The organism is Nonlabens sp. MB-3u-79 (assembly GCF_002831625.1).
Taxonomy (GTDB): Bacteria; Bacteroidota; Bacteroidia; order Flavobacteriales; family Flavobacteriaceae; genus Nonlabens.
This window is the reverse complement of sequence record NZ_CP025116.1, coordinates 1,150,008-1,167,623: the sequence shown is the minus strand read 5'-3', so window position 1 is coordinate 1,167,623 and position 17,616 is coordinate 1,150,008. Positions and strand designations below refer to the sequence as shown.

Genomic DNA, 17,616 nt, shown 5'->3' with positions numbered 1-17,616 from the left:
GTGTAAAAACAACGCATCGTAAATCTTTAAGACACTTTAAAATCTTCTCTTTTTTCTGATTGTTTTGTACGTGATCATCAAAGTTTAGTTGCCCGTATAAAGAAAAACTCCGCTCATGACCCTTGAAGAAGTCTAGACCACCTGAGCTAAAAATTCTTCTAACAACTCATAAACAAAATTCATTTCTTGTTCCGAACTGGTAAAAGGCGGGACGATATAAACTGTTTTACCTAGAGGTCGTAAAAACAAACCACGTTGCCAAAACCATTGAAACATCTCGTTGCGTTTGTTTCCATAGCGCTCCATTTCAATTGCAAGATCCAATGCAAGAATGACTCCTTTTGTGCGCACTGCCGCAACAGCTGTATGGGATTCGATTTTTGTTTTAAAAGCTAGATTGGAGGTTGTTATTCGTTTGATATTTTCCTGAATCTCCTTAGAAGTCAACAAATCTATTGCCGCACTGGCAACAGCACATCCTAATGGGTTTCCAGAATAAGTATGTCCATGAAAAAGACCTTTGGCTAGCTCATCATCGTAAAAAGCCTCGTAAATATTTGAAGTGCAAGAAGTAATTGCCATAGGCATAATTCCACCGGTGAGCGCCTTAGAAAGACACATCACATCTGGCTTTGCACCTATTTGATCGCTGGCAAAGTATGTCCCTGTTTTACCAAAACCAGTCATCACCTCATCAGCAATCGCAATCACCCCGTGTTGCTGGAATTTGTTAATCACTTGGCACAAGGCCTCATTATCATGGAGCTGCATCGCTGCTGCTCCTTGAACTAATGGTTCATAGATAAAGCTAGAAATTTGTTGCTGTTCTAGGATGGTATCAACGAGTTGTAACACCTGATCTAAATTCTCTTTTGTAGGCGCTGGAATACGCACCACGTCTATAAAAAATTCTTCAAAGGGACCGTTATAAACTGACAATCCGCTGGCACTCATAGCTCCAAAGGTATCTCCATGGAACCCATTTTCTAATGCTACCACTGTATTCCGTTTCTCCCCTTTATTAAAATGGTATTGAAACGCCATTTTTAAACCTATCTCTACACTGGTAGACCCATTCTCAGAAAAAAACAGCTTCTGCTGATTGTCAGGCAGGATAGCTATGAGTTTCTTTCCCAAAGTGGCCACTGGCTCATGCGTCATTCCAGCAAAGACAATATGGTGCAACTGATCGACTTGATGTTTGATCGCATTGGTCAGTGCGGGATTGGCATGCCCATAACTACAGGTGTACCAACTCGATATTCCATCAAAATACTTCTTCCCCTCAAAATCGTACAAGTAATTTCCCTTTGCATGAGAGATAGCAAGAGGTGCTGTCGCTGTTTTATGTTGCGTAAGCGGGTGCCATATAAAGCTTGCATCGTTTTCTAGAATCTCTTCCTTTTTCATAATGCTTTTAGAACTTTTTCAAATTTTGAGGCATATTTAGAAACAACAGCCGCACTTATTTCTTGTTCTCTAGAAATGTGACCCAAGGTTTTTAATCCTGTCATTTTTTCAATCACTTCAATGGTGCCATCAAGATCAACGTGGTTGTAAATAATACCTACACAGTTCAAACCTTTAGCTTTTAAAAGCATTGCACTCAACAAAGTATGATTGATGCTTCCTAAATAGCCCGAACTCACTAAAATCACTTGATCCTCTGGGCTGATTAAATCGACAATAGTTTCTTGATCATTAATAGGAACCAGCAAACCTCCAGCACCTTCTATAACTAAGGTGTTTTCTGTTTTAGGACGTATAATTTTAGCGAGGTCTATGGTAATTCCATCAATTTCAGCCGACTTATGAGGACTCATAGGGGTATGAAGTCGGTAGGCTTCTGGATGAATGCGTGTTTTAGAATTGTTGATAAGACTGGCAATAGTAGCTTTATCTGTTTCTTCCAGACCACTCTGTATGGGTTTCCAGTAATCAGCTTGTAGTGCTTGTGTTACAATTGCTGCAACAACCGTTTTACCTACATCGGTTCCTATTCCTGTAATAAAAATATTACTCATCTACATCAAATTTAGTTTGACAGTTTTTACACTCGTAATTAAATGAATTTGTGAATGGAAAAATACTTAAGCCTATAGCTGTCATTTTTTCAGATAACGAGCGCGCCGTTTCTATAACTCGCCTATCCCTGGCATCCACTTTCTTGCAACTAGGGCATTTTATGTATTCTACTCGATGTTTCAACATATCTGGATTAGACTGTTCAATGATTCCCATCGCTTTTATATAATCTTCTTTGTGTACTTGCATTTTCACACCACCTATCGCATTAGAGATCAATGGATCTGCAGCCACCGTAAATTCGTCTTTTAAAAAAACTTCTACCTCCTCACTTTCTAATCGTCCTTTTACTGCTAGGGCTTCTGCAGGATAGGCAAATACCGCCACGGTTCTAAATTTACTCATAGGTTTTTTAGGGTTTTGGCAAGCAGTTTCAGTAGGTCTGCCATTTCTTTTTCTGTATTAAAACTGTGTAAACACACTCGCAATCGCTCTTCTCCCTGACTTACTGTAGGAGATAGAATGGCTCGTACATCATAGCCATTTTCTTTTAATACACTTGCTGCCTTTTTTACTTTGTCGTTTTTTGGAATGATACATACTTGGATGGCGGTCTCGCTTTCGCGAAAGCGTAATCTCAAACCATTTTGCACCACTAATGTATTAAAGAGTGCAATGTTATGGATTAATCGAGAAACGGCATCTTCACTCTGACTCAAAGTGCGGTAACCATATGCAATAGATCGCAACGAATGCTCTGGAAGCGCCGTTGTATAAATAAAACTACGGGCATAATTGATCAAATATTCCTTGAGATCTTCACTTCCTAAAATAGCGGCGCCATGACATCCCAAGCCTTTGCCAAAAGTGACCACTCGAGCAAAAATGTCATTTTCTACATCCAGTTCTTGGGCGAGACCAGCACCTTTTTTTCCTATAACTCCCAAGGCATGGGCCTCATCCAAAATCAAGTGCGCATTCTCAAATCGCTTTACTAATGCTACCAATTTCTCAAGGTCCGGCATATCGCCATCCATAGAGAAAACAGACTCTGTAATGACATACACCTGGCGTTCTTCTTCCTCACTGAATTTAGACAATAAAATCTCGAGATGATCTAAATCGTTATGACGGTATTTTAGGGATTTAGCTTGAGAAAGCTGGATTCCGTCGCGTATACTGGCATGAACCAACCGGTCAAAAAGAATCAAATCGGCACGGTCTGTTAACGCAGGAATGAGTCCTATGTTTGCGTCATAACCAGAATTAAACAACAATGCCGCTGGCGTATTGTGAAACTGGGCAATTTGTGCTTCTACCTGATCATGTAGCTCACTGTGTCCAGAAATAAGCCGGCTACCCGTAGCGCCATTAGAGGAATAAGTTTCTGATTGTGGCAATTTAGAAAAGCCCAGGTAATCGTTAGATGCAAAATCTACAAGACCTTTATTTACAGTGAGTTTGCGCAAACTTCCTGAGAAGTGACGCATACCTAAAAGAGCTTGTAGTTTATCTGGAAGCATGCTGCAAAAATAAGCCTTAGGAGTGAGTTGTAGTCGGTTGTCAGTTATCGGTTATCAATTTGCCGGTTATTTGATTGATTCCTGCTCGCTTTTAACCCTAATAGCTTGATTATGTGGTCATCCCGTAAAATTTGGCTGCAAAATATTTTTATATAAGTTAAAAGTATTTCCCAAATTTATACGGGATCGGCTAGAACTCAAGCGGAAGTAGTTATATTTTTAAATCGCAAACAACTTAAGATCAATTGATTAATACTTTTTGTTATTCTTTTTCGATAATTTATTATTGTTTTTCAATAATTTTAATATAGTTTTGTTGTTGTTAAACGATAATTATTATGAAAATAAGTTGGCTTAGTTTACTCAGAGCAATCATGACTTTGATTTACTTTTTTACTTGGATGTCAGCGATATTAGCTCCGATTGCCTTTTTTGTATTTGCAGATAATGAGCAGACTTCCTTTGAAAATTTTGGAGTGACTATATTTAATGTTCATTGGACTTTTTATGTTGTTTTAAGTCTTTCTGTTATTGGTTATTTTCTCTTTCTAGCTATGATATTTCACTTGAAGAAAGTAGCTTATCGCATTACTCCTAGACGTTTTATTGATAACGAAATTAAAAATCATTTTTATAAAGCTGGATTATTTTGTGTTATGGGTGCTTTACTCACAAAAATTCCAGCTGTTGTTTACAAGTACTCAACATTAGTAATTGTAAAAAATAAGAAGGTCCTGATTAAAGATGCCTCATTACAAATAGGGGTTTCCTTTGATTCTGTTTTAGTGATTCTCGCTTTTGGGATCTTCTTGATTATAATTTCTAAAATTATCGACCAATCTATTCAACTTAAAAATGAAAACGATTTAACCATATAACTCATGCCTATATACATCAATCTGGACGTGGTACTCGCTCAAAAAGGCATGAAAAGCAATGAACTGGCAGACACTGTAGGAATCACGACCGCAAATCTTTCTATTCTTAAAACAGGAAAGGCAAAAGCGGTACGATTCACTACACTAGAAGCAATTTGTGAAGCTCTAGAATGCCAGCCTGGAGATATACTGGAATACAGAAAAGAGGAGTGAATTATTATAAAAATAGCTGATCACCTCAATAGACTTCAAGACTCAATCCCTTTTTAACACCTCCTATCTTTGTGCTTTCTAGATTTGGATTATTTTATAAGTATCTAACCTGTGTAGTTAGCATTGTGTCATCTTGTTATACTTCTATTTTTTTATTGGGCGACTCTTTACAGGTTCCCGCAAGGCATGTTTCCTTTAATTATGTCATTCCTTCGCAGCGCGTAATGTTTTGGAAACGGTCTTGATGCCAGTTAAACGATGTGGTACAACCGTCAGAAAAGCAGGCCCCAACTAAAATCTATGATAAAACTCCTAAAAGGTTTGAAACGATAGTGTTATCTTAGCAACTCTTAAAACCTAACAATAATGAAAAAAGTTCTTTTTATTCTCGCTCTTATCCTAGCAGGAACCGCAAGCGCTCAAGATTTAACTAGAGAAATGACTATTGCTCTAAAAAATGATAGCCCTACAGACCTTAAAGTTTTAGTTAACGACACCAACAAAAACGAATGCCTACAAGCTGGCACTAGGAAAGCAACTCTTCTGCAACTAGCTGTTCAAATGGGAAGCTCAGATGTTGCTCTATACCTTATCACTGAAGCTGAAGTAGATGTCAACAAAGCATGTAACGATAACACTCCATTAATGTGGGCAGCAAAAATGGGTCGTGCTGATCTAGTAGCTCAACTGTTAGATGCTGGAGCTGATAAATCTATTCAAGTAGACGGCAATACAGCACTTCAACTCGCGATGACCAATGGAAATGAAGCTGCGATTAAGTTGTTGAAATAATAGCAACTCACTCAGTAGAGTCGTTATCCATCACACCTACTGTTTTTAAAAAATTAAATCAATCCTTTGGAGCTCGCTTCAAAGGATTTTTTATTGCATAGTATCAAGGTCTAAAGGGATCAAGTCTCTGATATGGTATAACTTCTAATCATAAGAAAAGCCTCTATCAAAATGATAAAGGCTTTCTAATATTTTTAAAACAAGTCTTGCTTTAGTCTGCTAAAACAATGGCTTTGTTATCTTTCATTTCTAGAACTCCGCCAGTAATGGCAAAATTAGTAGTACCGTCTGCTTTTGTAAACAAATCAGCAACAGATTCTTCAAGTGCTACACTTCCAAAAATCTTAATAGCTCCCTTAGTAAGCAAGGATACCACAGGCGCGTGATTATCTAGCATCTGAAACTGACCGTTAATACCGGGTACAGAAACTGATTCTACCTCACCTTTAAAAAGGGTCATCTCTGGTGTAACTATTTCTAAAATCATCTTTATTTAGTTTTCAGTTCCAGTTTACAGTCCCAGTAAGACTGGTTGCTGAGACTGCTACTGTTTACTTATTTAGGCTTCAGCAAGCATTTTTTCTCCTGCCTCGATAGCCTCTTCAATAGTACCTTTAAGGTTAAATGCACTTTCTGGAAGGTGATCTAACTCTCCGTCCATAATCATGTTAAATCCTTTGATAGTATCTTTAATATCAACTAACACCCCTTTAAGACCAGTAAACTGCTCTGCTACGTGGAATGGTTGAGACAAGAAACGTTGTACACGACGTGCACGGTTTACAGCCATTTTATCTTCTTCAGATAATTCTTCCATACCTAAGATGGCAATAATATCTTGCAATTCTTTATAACGCTGTAACAACTCTTTTACGCTAGTTGCACAATCGTAATGCTCGTTACCTAAAATGTCTGCAGCAAGAATACGTGATGTAGAATCTAGTGGGTCTACCGCTGGATAAATCCCAAGTTCTGCAATCTTACGTGAAAGCACTGTAGTTGCATCAAGGTGAGCAAATGTTGTTGCTGGTGCAGGATCGGTTAAATCATCTGCAGGCACGTAAACCGCTTGTACAGATGTAATGGATCCTTTTTTAGTAGAGGTAATTCGTTCCTGCATCGCACCCATTTCTGTTGCTAGTGTAGGCTGATATCCTACTGCAGATGGCATACGACCTAAAAGAGCCGACACCTCAGAACCTGCTTGTGTAAAACGGAAGATGTTATCAACGAAGAAAAGAACATCTTTTCCTTGTCCATCTCCAGCTCCATCACGGAAATACTCTGCAATCGTAAGACCAGAAAGTGCTACACGAGCACGTGCTCCTGGTGGCTCATTCATTTGTCCAAATACGAAAGTTGCTTTTGATTCTCTCATACCGGCTTTATCCACCTTCTGAAGATCCCAACCGCCTTCTTCCATAGAGTGCATGAAGTCATCACCATACTTGATAATTCCAGATTCTAACATCTCACGTAAAAGGTCATTTCCTTCACGTGTACGCTCACCAACTCCAGCAAATACTGAAAGTCCACCGTGACCTTTTGCGATGTTATTGATTAATTCTTGGATCAGTACTGTTTTACCAACTCCTGCACCACCGAAAAGTCCGATTTTACCTCCTTTTGCATAAGGCTCAATAAGATCGATTACTTTTATACCTGTAAAAAGTACTTCAGTAGAAGTTGAAAGGTCTTCAAATGCTGGTGCATCTCTGTGAATAGAAAGTCCATCTTTACCAGTTTTAGGAAGATTTCCTAAACCGTCAATGGCATCACCGATTACATTAAATAGACGACCATAAACATCATCACCTATAGGCATCTTAATAGGATTACCAGTAGCATTAACCGCTGTACCGCGACTAAGTCCATCTGTAGAATCCATTGAGATTGTTCTTACCGTGCTCTCACCGATGTGAGATTGTACTTCAAGTACTAGTAAAGAACCATCTTTTTTTGTGATTTCTAGTGAATCATAAATTTTAGGAAGTGCGCCTTCTGCACTGTCAAATGTTACATCTACCACCGGACCGATGATCTGTGAAACGCTACCTGTAATTTGAGACATTTATATAATGTTTTAAAACTTAAAAAGATACAGCTTTAAGCGGCTGTTTTTCGTCGCGCAAAGATACTGCTTTCCTATATATAAAAACATGATGTTTTTTAATTTTTTTCTTGCATTACTCGCAGGAGACATCTCCTGCTTATTTCTAACGAACAGCGCTTCATTGTTGCTGTTATAGTGTTAGCTATCGCTTTCGCCCTGAGCGATCTCAAAAACAGCTATAGCCATAAACATAAAAGCCACTTCCATAAGAAGTAGCTTTTTAAAAATATGAGTTTAATTGTTTTATTCTACGGTAACGCTTTTTGCTAAATTACGTGGTTGATCCACATTCTTATTCAGCTTAACAGCGATATGGTAAGAGAGCAATTGTAACGGAATAGTAGTTAATAAAGGAGTCAAAAACTCAATTGTTTCTGGCACTTCTATCACATGATCTGCGAGGTTTCTCACATCCACGTCACCTTTAGTAACAATTCCTATAATCTTACCACTACGTGATTTAATCTCTTGGATGTTACTGACTACTTTTTCGTAGTGGCCCTTTTTAGTAGCAATGACGATCACTGGCATTTGCTCATCAATAAGAGCAATAGGGCCGTGCTTCATTTCTGCTGCTGGATAACCCTCAGCGTGAATGTAGCTGATTTCTTTAAGTTTTAACGCTCCTTCTAAAGCTACTGGAAAATTGAAACCACGACCTAAATAAAGGCAGTTTTTAGAGTCTTTATAAATTTCTGCAATTTTCTCAATATGATCATTAGAAGTTAATGCTTCAGCAACTTTATCTGGTATGGAAGCTAATTCCTGCAAATAGGTATGGAATTCACTGGTAGAGATCTTCCCTTTTTTCTTTGCAAGCTGTAAAGCAATTAAAGTAAGTACCGTAATTTGAGTAGTAAATGCTTTTGTTGAAGCCACTCCTATTTCTGGACCGGCATGGGTATAGGCCCCAGCATGAGTCTCTCTAGAAATAGAACTCCCTACTACATTACAAACTCCAAAAACGAATGCTCCTTTTTCTTTAGCGAGCTTTATGGCCGCCATGGTGTCTGCTGTTTCTCCAGACTGCGAGATAGCTATTAACACATCATCTTTGTCTATTACAGGATTGCGGTATCTAAACTCTGAGGCATACTCCACCTCAACAGGTACGCGAGCTAGTTCTTCAAAAATATATTCAGCTACCAAGCCTGCATGCCATGAAGTACCGCATGCCACTATTAATATACGCTTTGCATTAATAAATTTATCGATATGATCATCGACACCAGCCATTCTAATTAAGCCTTTCTCTACCAACATGCGACCTCTAAAAGTGTCTTTAATTGCTTGCGGCTGCTCATAGATCTCTTTCAACATAAAGTGGTCGTAACCCCCTTTTTCTATTTGTTCCAGGTTCATTTGCAATTCTTGAACATAAGGAGCCACCAAGGAATCATCTTTGATTTTTCTGACCTTTATATCCTTATGAGTACGCACTACTGCCATCTCACCGTCTTCCAAATAAATCGCACTTTTAGTGAATTCTAAAAAAGGACTTGCATCACTAGCAATGAAATACTCGTTTTCTCCTACACCTATAGCGAGAGGAGACCCGAGCCGGGCAACGACGATCTCGTTAGGTTTTTTACGATCAAAAACAGCTATTGCATATGCACCTATTGTTTGATTAAGAGCTATTTGTACTGCTTTACCTAACTTGACGTTTTGTTTTGTTTTGACATCTTCTATCAGGTTCACAAGTACCTCAGTATCTGTGTCCGATTGAAAGGTATACCCTCTGTTTTTTAACTCTTGCTTTAGTGGCTCATAGTTTTCTATAATACCGTTATGGATAATCACTAGATCACCGCTATTTGAAAAATGAGGATGAGAATTTACATCATTAGGCACCCCGTGGGTCGCCCATCTGGTATGACCTATCGCTATAGTTCCTTTTGTAGAAATTTCAGCCTCTAGTTGAGCTTGTAGATCAACTACTTTTCCTTTTGTTTTAGAGAACTTAAGCTCTTCACCATCATATATGGCTATTCCAGCACTGTCATAGCCTCTGTACTCTAGTCTTTTAAGACCATTTAAAACAATAGGGTATGCCTGTCGATGCCCTATGTAACCTACAATTCCGCACATATATTATTTTTTAATTGGTTGTTTCAGAATAACGCAATATCAACTTAGGTCTTTTATCTATATCTGTAGAAAGATTACCGTGCAGCACGGTACCTTCATGAGAAAGAGCAGCACTAAGTGGTATAGTCGTTAAATCTGGATTGGGATTCATGGTATTCAAAACCTTATTACTTCCCACCAAAGCAACATTTTGACTAGACACAATTGCCAATCTGTTGTTGTCTATATTACCACGAATGATGTTGCTTACGTGTTGCGTAAGAACAATCTTATACTTCACCCCATCTGAGCTAAGATCATCTGTAATGACCCTTTCCAATCTCCCTAAGTGATTGATGTTAGTATTAACCCCGCCAGAAGTACCATTCCCAGATAAAGCAAAGTCTGCAAGAATGCGATTTTCATCATAATCGTATATAAAAATTCTTTCCGGCTCACTCTCTCCACCAGTTATATTAGATTGGTCGACGTAAAACTCAATAGAGGCTTCATTGATCAACCAATCATTTGCAATAATATCAGAAAGCACTTGAGCCTCTCCATTTGCGCTATTTGTCGCTTGACCAAACAACTCTATAACAGCGATTGATCCAGGGCCTCCTTTTAAATAAATATTTTCGGCTCCATTTATAGGATCATTAGAACCTGCAATATCACTTAGTATACTAGGACTAAAGTCATTATTTATGAAAACGATTTTATTACCATTAAAGTTCAAGCGGAAATTTGAAGTAATATTATTTAATTCTGTAGTATCGCCATCCTCATCAAAATCGCTAATATCTGGAAAATCAGAATTCACTTTAATATCGATTAAAGCATTATTCATATCAAGATGAATTAGATTACCAGAATTTGTTGCTCCTGCCACCTTAAAATAAAGACCTCTAAAATAGTCTTGAAAATTACTAACACTTGCTAGGTTAGCGCTTCCTTCTTGATCAATAATCACTGTTTCCCAATAATCAATAGGTAGGGAAACCCTAAGCCTAGGAGTTAACCTCTCCGTTACCTCTAAATCTCCTTCATCATTAGTTCCCAGAAGATCAATCTCAGCAGGGTCTGGTAAGAATGAAATGTTTTCATAGATTAGATCCCCTCGATTCATATCTATAGTACTCTCAAAATTAGAATAATAAACCGCATTTTGAGTCACATCTTGTGGGTCAAAACTATTTAAAAAATAATTGCTCCTGAATATCTGAAGATGAACAGGGCTCATTCCATAAAGGGAATCAATACGATAGGTACTGTCTTCACCATTAACTCCTGTTAATCTTGAGAAATAAGGCACTTCTAAAATAACCTCTTCTACCACCTTGTTTTGCCCAAAAGACGGGCTTGTGAAATTAGGGTCTATTTGAGTAACTAAAGAGTAAGTAGACCTCCCATACGTCGGATCATCATATACACCAAAAGGAAAAGAATTGAAATTATCTGTTTGAATCGGATTCACAGGAACACTATATGTCTTCACATCAAACTCAGCCTCTTTAATAACATTTGCAGGATCCTCTCCTAAAAAATTAGCTCCCAAAGGGGTTAATTCATTTTCACAGGACACCACTCCTAAAACTGCCACGATTACGATCGCAGCCTTACATAACATTTTTTTCATTTTTCTTAAGCTTCTTCTTTTTCGTTTAAAACTTGATCAAGGTAGAACTCCTCATACGCATCAGCAAATTCTTCTGGGGAATAGTATTTTAAAGTAGGCTTGTTTTCTTGTGCATCAATATATTCATCAATTTCAGGATCTAATTCTTCACTACCTTTAATAATAGCATCACTGTATTTTACAGCGCTTTTCATTAAATTAATATAGGTAGGCTCATGAAACTCTTCTAAAGCCTCGTCATCTAATGCATCATATTGAAGTTTCTCAATCATCTCATCATCTAACGCTCCTTCAAAGGATTGATTATATATAGAGGTCACTATTTTACTTTCCTCAAACAATGGATCATTCCCATAGTAGTTTTTAAGGTATAATGGAAGCAAACTAGCTAACCAGCCATGAACATGAATAATATCTGGTGCCCAATTTAATTTTTTAACGGTTTCTATGACTCCCTTTGCAAAAAATATAGCACGCTCATCATTATCTGGAAAAAGGTTTCCGTCTTCATCCGTTAGCGTAGCTTTTCTTTTGAAATAATCTTCATTATCAATGAAATATACTTGCATACGCTCTTTAGGAATAGAGGCTACTTTAATAATAAGCGGCATGTCTAAATCATTGATGATTAAGTTCATCCCACTAAGGCGTATCACCTCATGTAGTTGATGTCTTCTCTCATTAATATTTCCAAATCTCGGCATGAAAATACGTATCTGGCCACCACGATCATTTACCATTTTAGGAGCAAAATATGACATCGAGGATGCCTCGGTCTCAGGTAAATAAGGTATGACTTCAGATGATACGTATAAAACTCTTTTTTCCTTCATAGATAGATTTATTGATGCCTAACTTTAAGCAAGTTGCAAAAATACGCAATTTCTTGCACTTTGCTTTGTAAACCTTATGTTTGTAGGACCTACCATATTCAGATTGTTATGATTTTTAAATCTCATAAATTACTTGTCGAGCATCTTAAAAAAAAGGTTAAAAGCTCTGAAACCATAGGCTTTGTGCCTACTATGGGTGCTCTACACAATGGTCACATCTCTTTAATGAAGGAAGCTATTTCCCAATGTGATCAACTAGTCGTATCCATTTTTGTTAATCCTACACAATTTGATAATAAAAAAGATCTGGAGAAATATCCGCGAACGGTAAATAACGACGTCGCACTTATCAAGAAGTATATAAACGCCGATAACCTCACCGTTTACGCCCCTGGAGTTGAAGATGTTTATGGAAAGAAAACTGTCGCAAAGACCTATCGCTATGACGGTTTAGAAAATGTTATGGAAGGTGCAAATCGTCCAGGACACTTTGATGGCGTAGGAACAATTCTTGAATTTCTTTTTAAGGTAATTAATCCAGACCAAGCCTTTTTTGGTGAAAAAGACTTTCAACAATTACAAATAGTTAAAAAGCTAGTTGAAAAACAAAAGTGGAACATAAAAATAAGAGGCTGCCCTGTAGAAAGAGAACCGCATGGCCTGGCAATGAGTTCAAGAAATGAACGCTTATCTCCCGAAGCTCGTGAAAAAGCCCAACTCATATATGCCTCCTTGCAGCTGGCAAAAAAATATTTCAGACAGCACAGTATAAAAAATACTCAAAAACTAGTGGAGCAACTTTTTGAAAAAGAGCCCGATTTTGAGCTAGAATATTTTACTATAGCAAGTGAGGAGACCTTAAAACCAGTAACACGTAAGTATAAAAACCATCATTACAGAGGTTTTATTGTGGCGCACATAGAAGGTGTTAGGCTTATAGATAACACAGCGCTGTATTCCTAACATACTTTTAAATCTTAGCATTAAAATAATTATAGTAAATCGTATCTTTGCAGCATGTTAATCACAGTTGTAAAATCAAAAATCCACCGAGTTAAGGTAACCGGAGCAGACCTTAATTACATAGGGAGCATCACTATTGATGAAGACCTTATGGACGGTGCAAACATAGTAGAGGGAGAGAAAGTGCAAATCGTTAATAATAATAACGGTAATCGTCTAGAAACCTATGCTATTCCAGGACCTAGAGGTAGTGGTGAAATCACACTTAATGGTGCTGCCGCTAGAAAAGTTTCTAAAGGAGACGTACTCATACTTATTTGTTACGCTCAAATGACTATGGAAGAAGCTAAAAAGTTCAAGCCTACGCTTCTCTTTCCTAATGAAGAAGACAACAGGCTTTCTTAAGCAGTGAAAAAAGTCATTTTCAAAATATTAAAAATTGCCCTGCCCTTATTATTGGGCTTTTTCCTTATTTATTATTCCTACAACCAGTTTACAGATCTAGAGAGAGATAAAATCTACTCTTATCTTCTAGATGCAAACTATGCATGGATCATTCTTTCTCTGTTTTTTGCTTTTTTAAGTCATTTATCTAGAGCATGGAGATGGAATTACATGCTTGAAACTTTAGGCGCAACCCCTAAATTCATAACTAATGTTATGGCAATAGGAGCTGGTTATGCCATGAACCTGATCATTCCTCGCAGTGGTGAAATTTCAAGAGCGGCTATTGTTAATCGCTCTGACCAGGTGCCTATGGATAAAGCTATAGGAACCATTATTGCAGAGCGCGTGCTAGACCTTATTGTTCTTTTAATCATTACAGCAGTCGCCGTTCTTACTGCAGGAGATGCTATTGTTAACTTCTTTAAGACTCGTATAGATGACGCTTTCGCGAAAACGGAACCCGCAAAAATCCTGCTTTATTCTGGTATATTTCTAGTACTAGTTATTTTGATTGTTTTCATCTCGAGACGTATTCAGCTTTTTAACAGACTAAAAAGTTTTATCCTAGGCATGAAAGAAGGATTTATGACCATTTGGACCATGAAGAAAAAATGGTGGTACTTCCTTCACACCCTGTTTATTTGGGGCATGTATTTGCTCATGTTTTACGTTAGTATTTTTGCTATACCTGGAATAGAAACTATACCTATAAGCGCCATCTTATGTGCCTTTGTAGCTGGTAGTTTTGCGGTAGCCTTTACTAATGGTGGCTTTGGTGCTTATCCCTATTTTATAGCTCAGGTACTGCTGGTTTTTGGTATTTCAGAACCATTAGGAACCTCTTTTGGATGGATTTTATGGTTGTCCCAAACCATTCTGGTATTAGTTTATGGGTCACTATCTCTTCTATTATTATCTTTGAAAGGCAGTCTTTCAGGTAAATAATTGTAAATTTCGCTTCTTAATTTTTGTTTGATGAAAAAATTTATAGTGCTCATAATGGCTTTATTTATAAGTCAATTGGCAATTTCTCAAGCTTTATATAGAGCTTTTCCTAGTGATGTTTTGGGAGAAGAACGCAATGTAAAGATCTTAAAACCGCGTAATTATGCTGCAAATCCTGAAAAGACGTATCCGTTAGTAATTGTTCTCGATGGAGACTTTCTTTTTGAACCGGTTGCTGGAACAGTAGACTATCTTTCTTACTGGGATCAAATGCCAGAATCTTTTGTGATAGGTATCAACCAGAGAGAAAGTCGTTATGATGAAACCCAAATCAATCGAGAATCTGGTTTTCCAGAGCCTCAGTCACTCAAATTTATGGACTTTGTTATGGAAATAAGACAGACCATGATAGATGAGTATCGAGTAGCGCCGTTTACTGTAATAGTAGGAAAAGACATCACCGCAAATCTTGCTAGTTTCTACATCATGCGTAAAAAAATACCCGTAAACGCATTTATTCAAATTGCTCCAGAATATTCAACCCTGATTAAAGAAAACTTGATCAGTAAAATAAGCCAATTAGAAGAATACAACTATTTCTATGTGGCCACCCCAGAGAATGATAATTTGCTCAACGAGCTCATCACAAAAGAAACCGACTCATTATTTGGTACCAAGAAAAATTTACACCTCAAACATGAAGCTATAAAAGGCTCTAATAAATACACCGTTGCCACTCATGCTATCCCTCGCGGACTGGAGTTTATTTTTAATGAATACCAGCTCATAGACGAAGAAAAACTCCTTATTGAAGATCTGGCGGAAGAAGCAAAATTTGAAGGCCTAGAAAATAAAAAAGGCATGGTCAGCGTTATGGACCGCATTCTAGAAAAGTACCGTATGATCAAAGAAGTCTATGGCGTGGATATGAAGTTACGTCTTGTAGATCTTGTTACTATTTCGGACTATGTAGCCTCCAAAAAGGATTGGGATCAACTCATAAGTATAGGTGTTCTTGCTGATAAGGAATACCCAACTCTGCTTTATGGGCGGTTTATAGAAGGCATAGGATATGAAGGCCTTGGAAGACCTTCTAGAGCGATAAAAGCATTTAATATTGCCTATGGGCTGGAACCTGCCGTGGGAATTAATAAAGATGACGTGCTCGATAAAATAGAGCTGCTTCAAATAAAAGAAAAAGAGTAGATGGCCAAAGTGAAAACGACTTGGTTTTGCCAGAATTGTGGCGGCCAACATTCCAAGTGGCAAGGACAGTGTTTGACCTGTAAAGAATGGAACACTCTGGTAGAAGAGATCGTTCAAAAAGAAACTAAAAAATCTTGGGAAAGTAGTGTTGCAGATGTTCCGCTTTCGCGAAAGCGTGCCCCTCAACCACAACTCATCTCAAAAATAAATGCTGCCGAAAGTCCTAGAATGGACACTACAAATGCAGAGTTTAACAGAGTTCTAGGTGGTGGACTCGTTCCTGGATCCATCACCCTTTTAGGTGGAGAACCAGGAATAGGGAAGTCTACATTGCTGCTCCAAGTATGCCTCAACTTGCCCTACAAAACACTTTATGTGTCTGGAGAAGAAAGTGCACAACAAATTAAAATGCGTGCTGATCGCATAAAAAAAGAAGCCGTAAACTGCTATATTCTTACCGAGACCAAAACCCAAAATATCTTCAGACAAATTACTGAGGTAGAACCAGATGTCTTGATTATTGACTCTATTCAAACCCTACAGACCGATCATATTGAAAGCTCGCCCGGTAGTGTTTCACAAATTAGAGAATGCACCAGTGAACTCATCAAATTTGCTAAAGAAACCAATACCCCAGTACTTCTAATAGGTCATATTACTAAAGACGGGAATATTGCTGGACCTAAGATTCTAGAACACATGGTGGATACGGTCCTGCAATTTGAAGGAGATCGCAATCACACCTATAGGATTTTGAGAGCTCTTAAAAACCGTTTTGGAAGTACACATGAGATAGGAATCTATGAAATGCTAGCGCATGGATTGAGAGAAGTGACTAATCCTAGTGAAATTTTAATCTCACAACGCGGGGCAAATCTAAGCGGTACTGCTATTGCTGCTACTATGGAAGGAATGCGACCGCTCATGATAGAAGTTCAAGCATTAGTAAGTACAGCCGTTTATGGAACACCACAGCGTAGTGCGACCGGTTACAACCTGAAACGATTGAACATGATCCTTGCCGTCTTAGAAAAAAGAGCTGGTTTTAAACTAGGTCAAAAAGATGTTTTTCTCAACATTACTGGGGGAATCACCGTCGATGACCCGGCAATAGATCTTGCCGTTGTAGCTGCTATTCTTTCTTCTAATTTTGATATAGAACTTTCTTCACAACACTGCTTCAGTGCCGAAGTGGGATTAGGCGGCGAAATACGACCGGTAAGCCGTATGGAACAACGAGTGAATGAAGTGGCAAAACTAGGTTTTGAAAAAGTTTTTATCGCTCCAGGAAAACAAACCTTTAAAAATATAGGAACTGAAGTACAAGCCTTTTCAAAAATTGAAGATTTAGTTAGATATTTGTTTTCATAACTCAAATTTGAACTTGAATTCGAACTCGAAATTGAACTTGAAAAAACTTCGAATATATTCAGATGAAAATAAAAGAACGCCATAGGTGACAAAATAGATTCCCTTAGGCAGAATTTATTCCGCAATGAGCTTTGTAGAATAGCGAAATCTTTTCCCCAGCCCTAAAGGGTGAGATTTCACTTTGAACTTGAACAAAAATGCCAGTCTGAGGAATGAGGAATGAGGAATGAGGAATGAGGAATGAGGAATGAGGAATGAGGAATGAGGAATGAGGAATGAGGAATGAGGAATGAGGAATGAGGAATGAGGAATGAGGAATGAGGAATGAGGAATGAGGAATGAGGAATGAGGAATGAGGAATGAGGAATGAGGAATGAGGAATGAGGAATGAGGAATGAGGAATGAGGAATGAGGAATGAGGAATGAGGAATGAGGAATGAGGAATGAGGAATGAGGAATGAGGAATGAGGAATGAGGAATGAGGAAAAATTAAATTTTCTGGAAGAAACACACTAGAAAAAGCGGAATTTATTCCGCTAAATAAAAACGCTGAAAGCGACAAAATAAATCCCTAGCGGCAGACTTCAGTCTGCTGAAG

Annotated in this window: 17 protein-coding genes; 8 read left to right on the top strand and 9 right to left on the bottom strand. The window is 38.0% G+C overall.

Annotated features, from left to right (window positions below; translation table 11 throughout):
* Positions 1-132: 132 nt before the first annotated feature.
* From bioA to CW736_RS05225, 4 genes are read right to left on the bottom strand one after another with little or no spacing between them, the layout of a single operon-like run.
* The gene (gene bioA / locus CW736_RS05240; protein WP_101012902.1) at positions 133-1,410 is read right to left on the bottom strand and encodes an adenosylmethionine--8-amino-7-oxononanoate transaminase; all 1,278 of its coding nucleotides are present in this window, start codon (positions 1,408-1,410) and stop codon (positions 133-135) included.
* Entirely contained in the window at positions 1,407-2,024 is a 618-nt protein-coding gene (bioD, locus tag CW736_RS05235) for a dethiobiotin synthase (RefSeq protein ID WP_101012901.1), read from the bottom strand. Before bioD ends, bioA begins: the two co-directional genes overlap by 4 nt.
* On the bottom strand, positions 2,017-2,430 hold the full coding sequence (locus tag CW736_RS05230) for a putative signal transducing protein (RefSeq protein ID WP_101012900.1): 414 nt from the start codon (positions 2,428-2,430) through the stop codon (positions 2,017-2,019). Before CW736_RS05230 ends, bioD begins: the two co-directional genes overlap by 8 nt.
* Positions 2,427-3,548, bottom strand: a complete 1,122-nt coding sequence (locus tag CW736_RS05225) for an aminotransferase class I/II-fold pyridoxal phosphate-dependent enzyme (protein ID WP_101012899.1) — start codon at positions 3,546-3,548, stop codon at positions 2,427-2,429. Before CW736_RS05225 ends, CW736_RS05230 begins: the two co-directional genes overlap by 4 nt.
* 338 nt (positions 3,549-3,886) lie before the next feature.
* On the opposite strand from CW736_RS05225, the gene CW736_RS05220 reads away from it, so the two are divergent.
* The 3 genes from CW736_RS05220 (at position 3,887) to CW736_RS05210 (ending at position 5,431) form a co-directional block, all read left to right on the top strand.
* Positions 3,887-4,426 carry a DUF2975 domain-containing protein gene (locus CW736_RS05220; RefSeq protein WP_101012898.1) on the top strand — a complete coding sequence of 180 codons (540 nt, stop codon included), beginning with the start codon at positions 3,887-3,889 and terminating at the stop codon, positions 4,424-4,426.
* A 3-nt stretch (positions 4,427-4,429) separates the two neighbouring features.
* A complete protein-coding gene (locus CW736_RS05215) occupies positions 4,430-4,639 on the top strand; it encodes a helix-turn-helix domain-containing protein (RefSeq protein ID WP_101012897.1) in 210 nt (69 codons plus the stop codon).
* A gap of 366 nt (positions 4,640-5,005) precedes the next feature.
* Entirely contained in the window at positions 5,006-5,431 is a 426-nt protein-coding gene (locus tag CW736_RS05210; RefSeq protein ID WP_101012896.1) for an ankyrin repeat domain-containing protein, read from the top strand.
* A 211-nt stretch (positions 5,432-5,642) separates the two neighbouring features.
* Here the strand turns inward: CW736_RS05210 and CW736_RS05205 are convergent, their stop codons facing one another.
* The 5 genes from CW736_RS05205 to CW736_RS05185 all read right to left on the bottom strand — a co-directional run bounded on the left by CW736_RS05205 (position 5,643) and on the right by CW736_RS05185 (position 12,086).
* On the bottom strand, positions 5,643-5,918 hold the full coding sequence (locus CW736_RS05205) for a F0F1 ATP synthase subunit epsilon (RefSeq protein ID WP_101012895.1): 276 nt from the start codon (positions 5,916-5,918) through the stop codon (positions 5,643-5,645).
* 72 nt (positions 5,919-5,990) lie between these two features.
* On the bottom strand, positions 5,991-7,502 hold the full coding sequence (gene atpD / locus CW736_RS05200) for a F0F1 ATP synthase subunit beta (RefSeq protein ID WP_101012894.1): 1,512 nt from the start codon (positions 7,500-7,502) through the stop codon (positions 5,991-5,993).
* 285 nt (positions 7,503-7,787) lie between these two features.
* A complete protein-coding gene (gene glmS / locus CW736_RS05195) occupies positions 7,788-9,635 on the bottom strand; it encodes a glutamine--fructose-6-phosphate transaminase (isomerizing) (RefSeq protein ID WP_101012893.1) in 1,848 nt (615 codons plus the stop codon).
* Positions 9,636-9,645: 10 nt separating this feature from the next.
* The gene (locus tag CW736_RS05190; protein WP_101012892.1) at positions 9,646-11,253 is read right to left on the bottom strand and encodes a DUF4270 domain-containing protein; all 1,608 of its coding nucleotides are present in this window, start codon (positions 11,251-11,253) and stop codon (positions 9,646-9,648) included.
* A gap of 5 nt (positions 11,254-11,258) precedes the next feature.
* Complete coding sequence (locus tag CW736_RS05185) at positions 11,259-12,086, bottom strand: glycogen/starch synthase (RefSeq protein ID WP_101012891.1); 828 nt, start codon at positions 12,084-12,086, stop codon at positions 11,259-11,261.
* A gap of 108 nt (positions 12,087-12,194) precedes the next feature.
* Here CW736_RS05185 and panC point away from each other — a divergent pair, with 108 nt between their 5' ends.
* Genes panC through radA form a run of 5 tightly spaced genes read left to right on the top strand, consistent with a single transcriptional unit; the run spans position 12,195 to position 17,018 of the window.
* Complete coding sequence (gene panC, locus CW736_RS05180) at positions 12,195-13,049, top strand: pantoate--beta-alanine ligase (protein WP_101012890.1); 855 nt, start codon at positions 12,195-12,197, stop codon at positions 13,047-13,049.
* A 54-nt stretch (positions 13,050-13,103) separates the two neighbouring features.
* A complete protein-coding gene (panD, locus tag CW736_RS05175) occupies positions 13,104-13,454 on the top strand; it encodes an aspartate 1-decarboxylase (protein ID WP_101012889.1) in 351 nt (116 codons plus the stop codon).
* Between the two features lie 3 nt (positions 13,455-13,457).
* Positions 13,458-14,441: a YbhN family protein gene (locus CW736_RS05170; protein WP_101012888.1), complete on the top strand. Its 984-nt coding sequence runs from the start codon at positions 13,458-13,460 to the stop codon at positions 14,439-14,441.
* 30 nt (positions 14,442-14,471) lie between these two features.
* Positions 14,472-15,647 (top strand): alpha/beta hydrolase, encoded by a 1,176-nt coding sequence (locus CW736_RS05165; RefSeq protein WP_101012887.1) that lies wholly within the window; start codon positions 14,472-14,474, stop codon positions 15,645-15,647.
* Positions 15,648-17,018 (top strand): DNA repair protein RadA, encoded by a 1,371-nt coding sequence (gene radA, locus CW736_RS05160; protein WP_101012886.1) that lies wholly within the window; start codon positions 15,648-15,650, stop codon positions 17,016-17,018. It begins immediately after the preceding gene.
* Positions 17,019-17,616: the final 598 nt, after the last annotated feature.

Excerpts from the sequence above, each read along its gene's own strand:
- bioA (WP_101012902.1), bottom strand. The coding sequence starts at position 1,410 with ATGAAAAAGGAAGAGATTCTAGAAAACGATGCAAGCTTTATATGGCAC.
- bioD (WP_101012901.1), bottom strand. The coding sequence starts at position 2,024 with ATGAGTAATATTTTTATTACAGGAATAGGAACCGATGTAGGTAAAACG.
- CW736_RS05230 (WP_101012900.1), bottom strand. The coding sequence starts at position 2,430 with ATGAGTAAATTTAGAACCGTGGCGGTATTTGCCTATCCTGCAGAAGCC.
- CW736_RS05225 (WP_101012899.1), bottom strand. The coding sequence starts at position 3,548 with ATGCTTCCAGATAAACTACAAGCTCTTTTAGGTATGCGTCACTTCTCA.
- CW736_RS05220 (WP_101012898.1), top strand. The coding sequence starts at position 3,887 with ATGAAAATAAGTTGGCTTAGTTTACTCAGAGCAATCATGACTTTGATT.
- CW736_RS05215 (WP_101012897.1), top strand. The coding sequence starts at position 4,430 with ATGCCTATATACATCAATCTGGACGTGGTACTCGCTCAAAAAGGCATG.
- CW736_RS05210 (WP_101012896.1), top strand. The coding sequence starts at position 5,006 with ATGAAAAAAGTTCTTTTTATTCTCGCTCTTATCCTAGCAGGAACCGCA.
- CW736_RS05205 (WP_101012895.1), bottom strand. The coding sequence starts at position 5,918 with ATGATTTTAGAAATAGTTACACCAGAGATGACCCTTTTTAAAGGTGAG.
- atpD (WP_101012894.1), bottom strand. The coding sequence starts at position 7,502 with ATGTCTCAAATTACAGGTAGCGTTTCACAGATCATCGGTCCGGTGGTA.
- glmS (WP_101012893.1), bottom strand. The coding sequence starts at position 9,635 with ATGTGCGGAATTGTAGGTTACATAGGGCATCGACAGGCATACCCTATT.
- CW736_RS05190 (WP_101012892.1), bottom strand. The coding sequence starts at position 11,253 with ATGAAAAAAATGTTATGTAAGGCTGCGATCGTAATCGTGGCAGTTTTA.
- CW736_RS05185 (WP_101012891.1), bottom strand. The coding sequence starts at position 12,086 with ATGAAGGAAAAAAGAGTTTTATACGTATCATCTGAAGTCATACCTTAT.
- panC (WP_101012890.1), top strand. The coding sequence starts at position 12,195 with ATGATTTTTAAATCTCATAAATTACTTGTCGAGCATCTTAAAAAAAAG.
- panD (WP_101012889.1), top strand. The coding sequence starts at position 13,104 with ATGTTAATCACAGTTGTAAAATCAAAAATCCACCGAGTTAAGGTAACC.
- CW736_RS05165 (WP_101012887.1), top strand. The coding sequence starts at position 14,472 with ATGAAAAAATTTATAGTGCTCATAATGGCTTTATTTATAAGTCAATTG.
- radA (WP_101012886.1), top strand. The coding sequence starts at position 15,648 with ATGGCCAAAGTGAAAACGACTTGGTTTTGCCAGAATTGTGGCGGCCAA.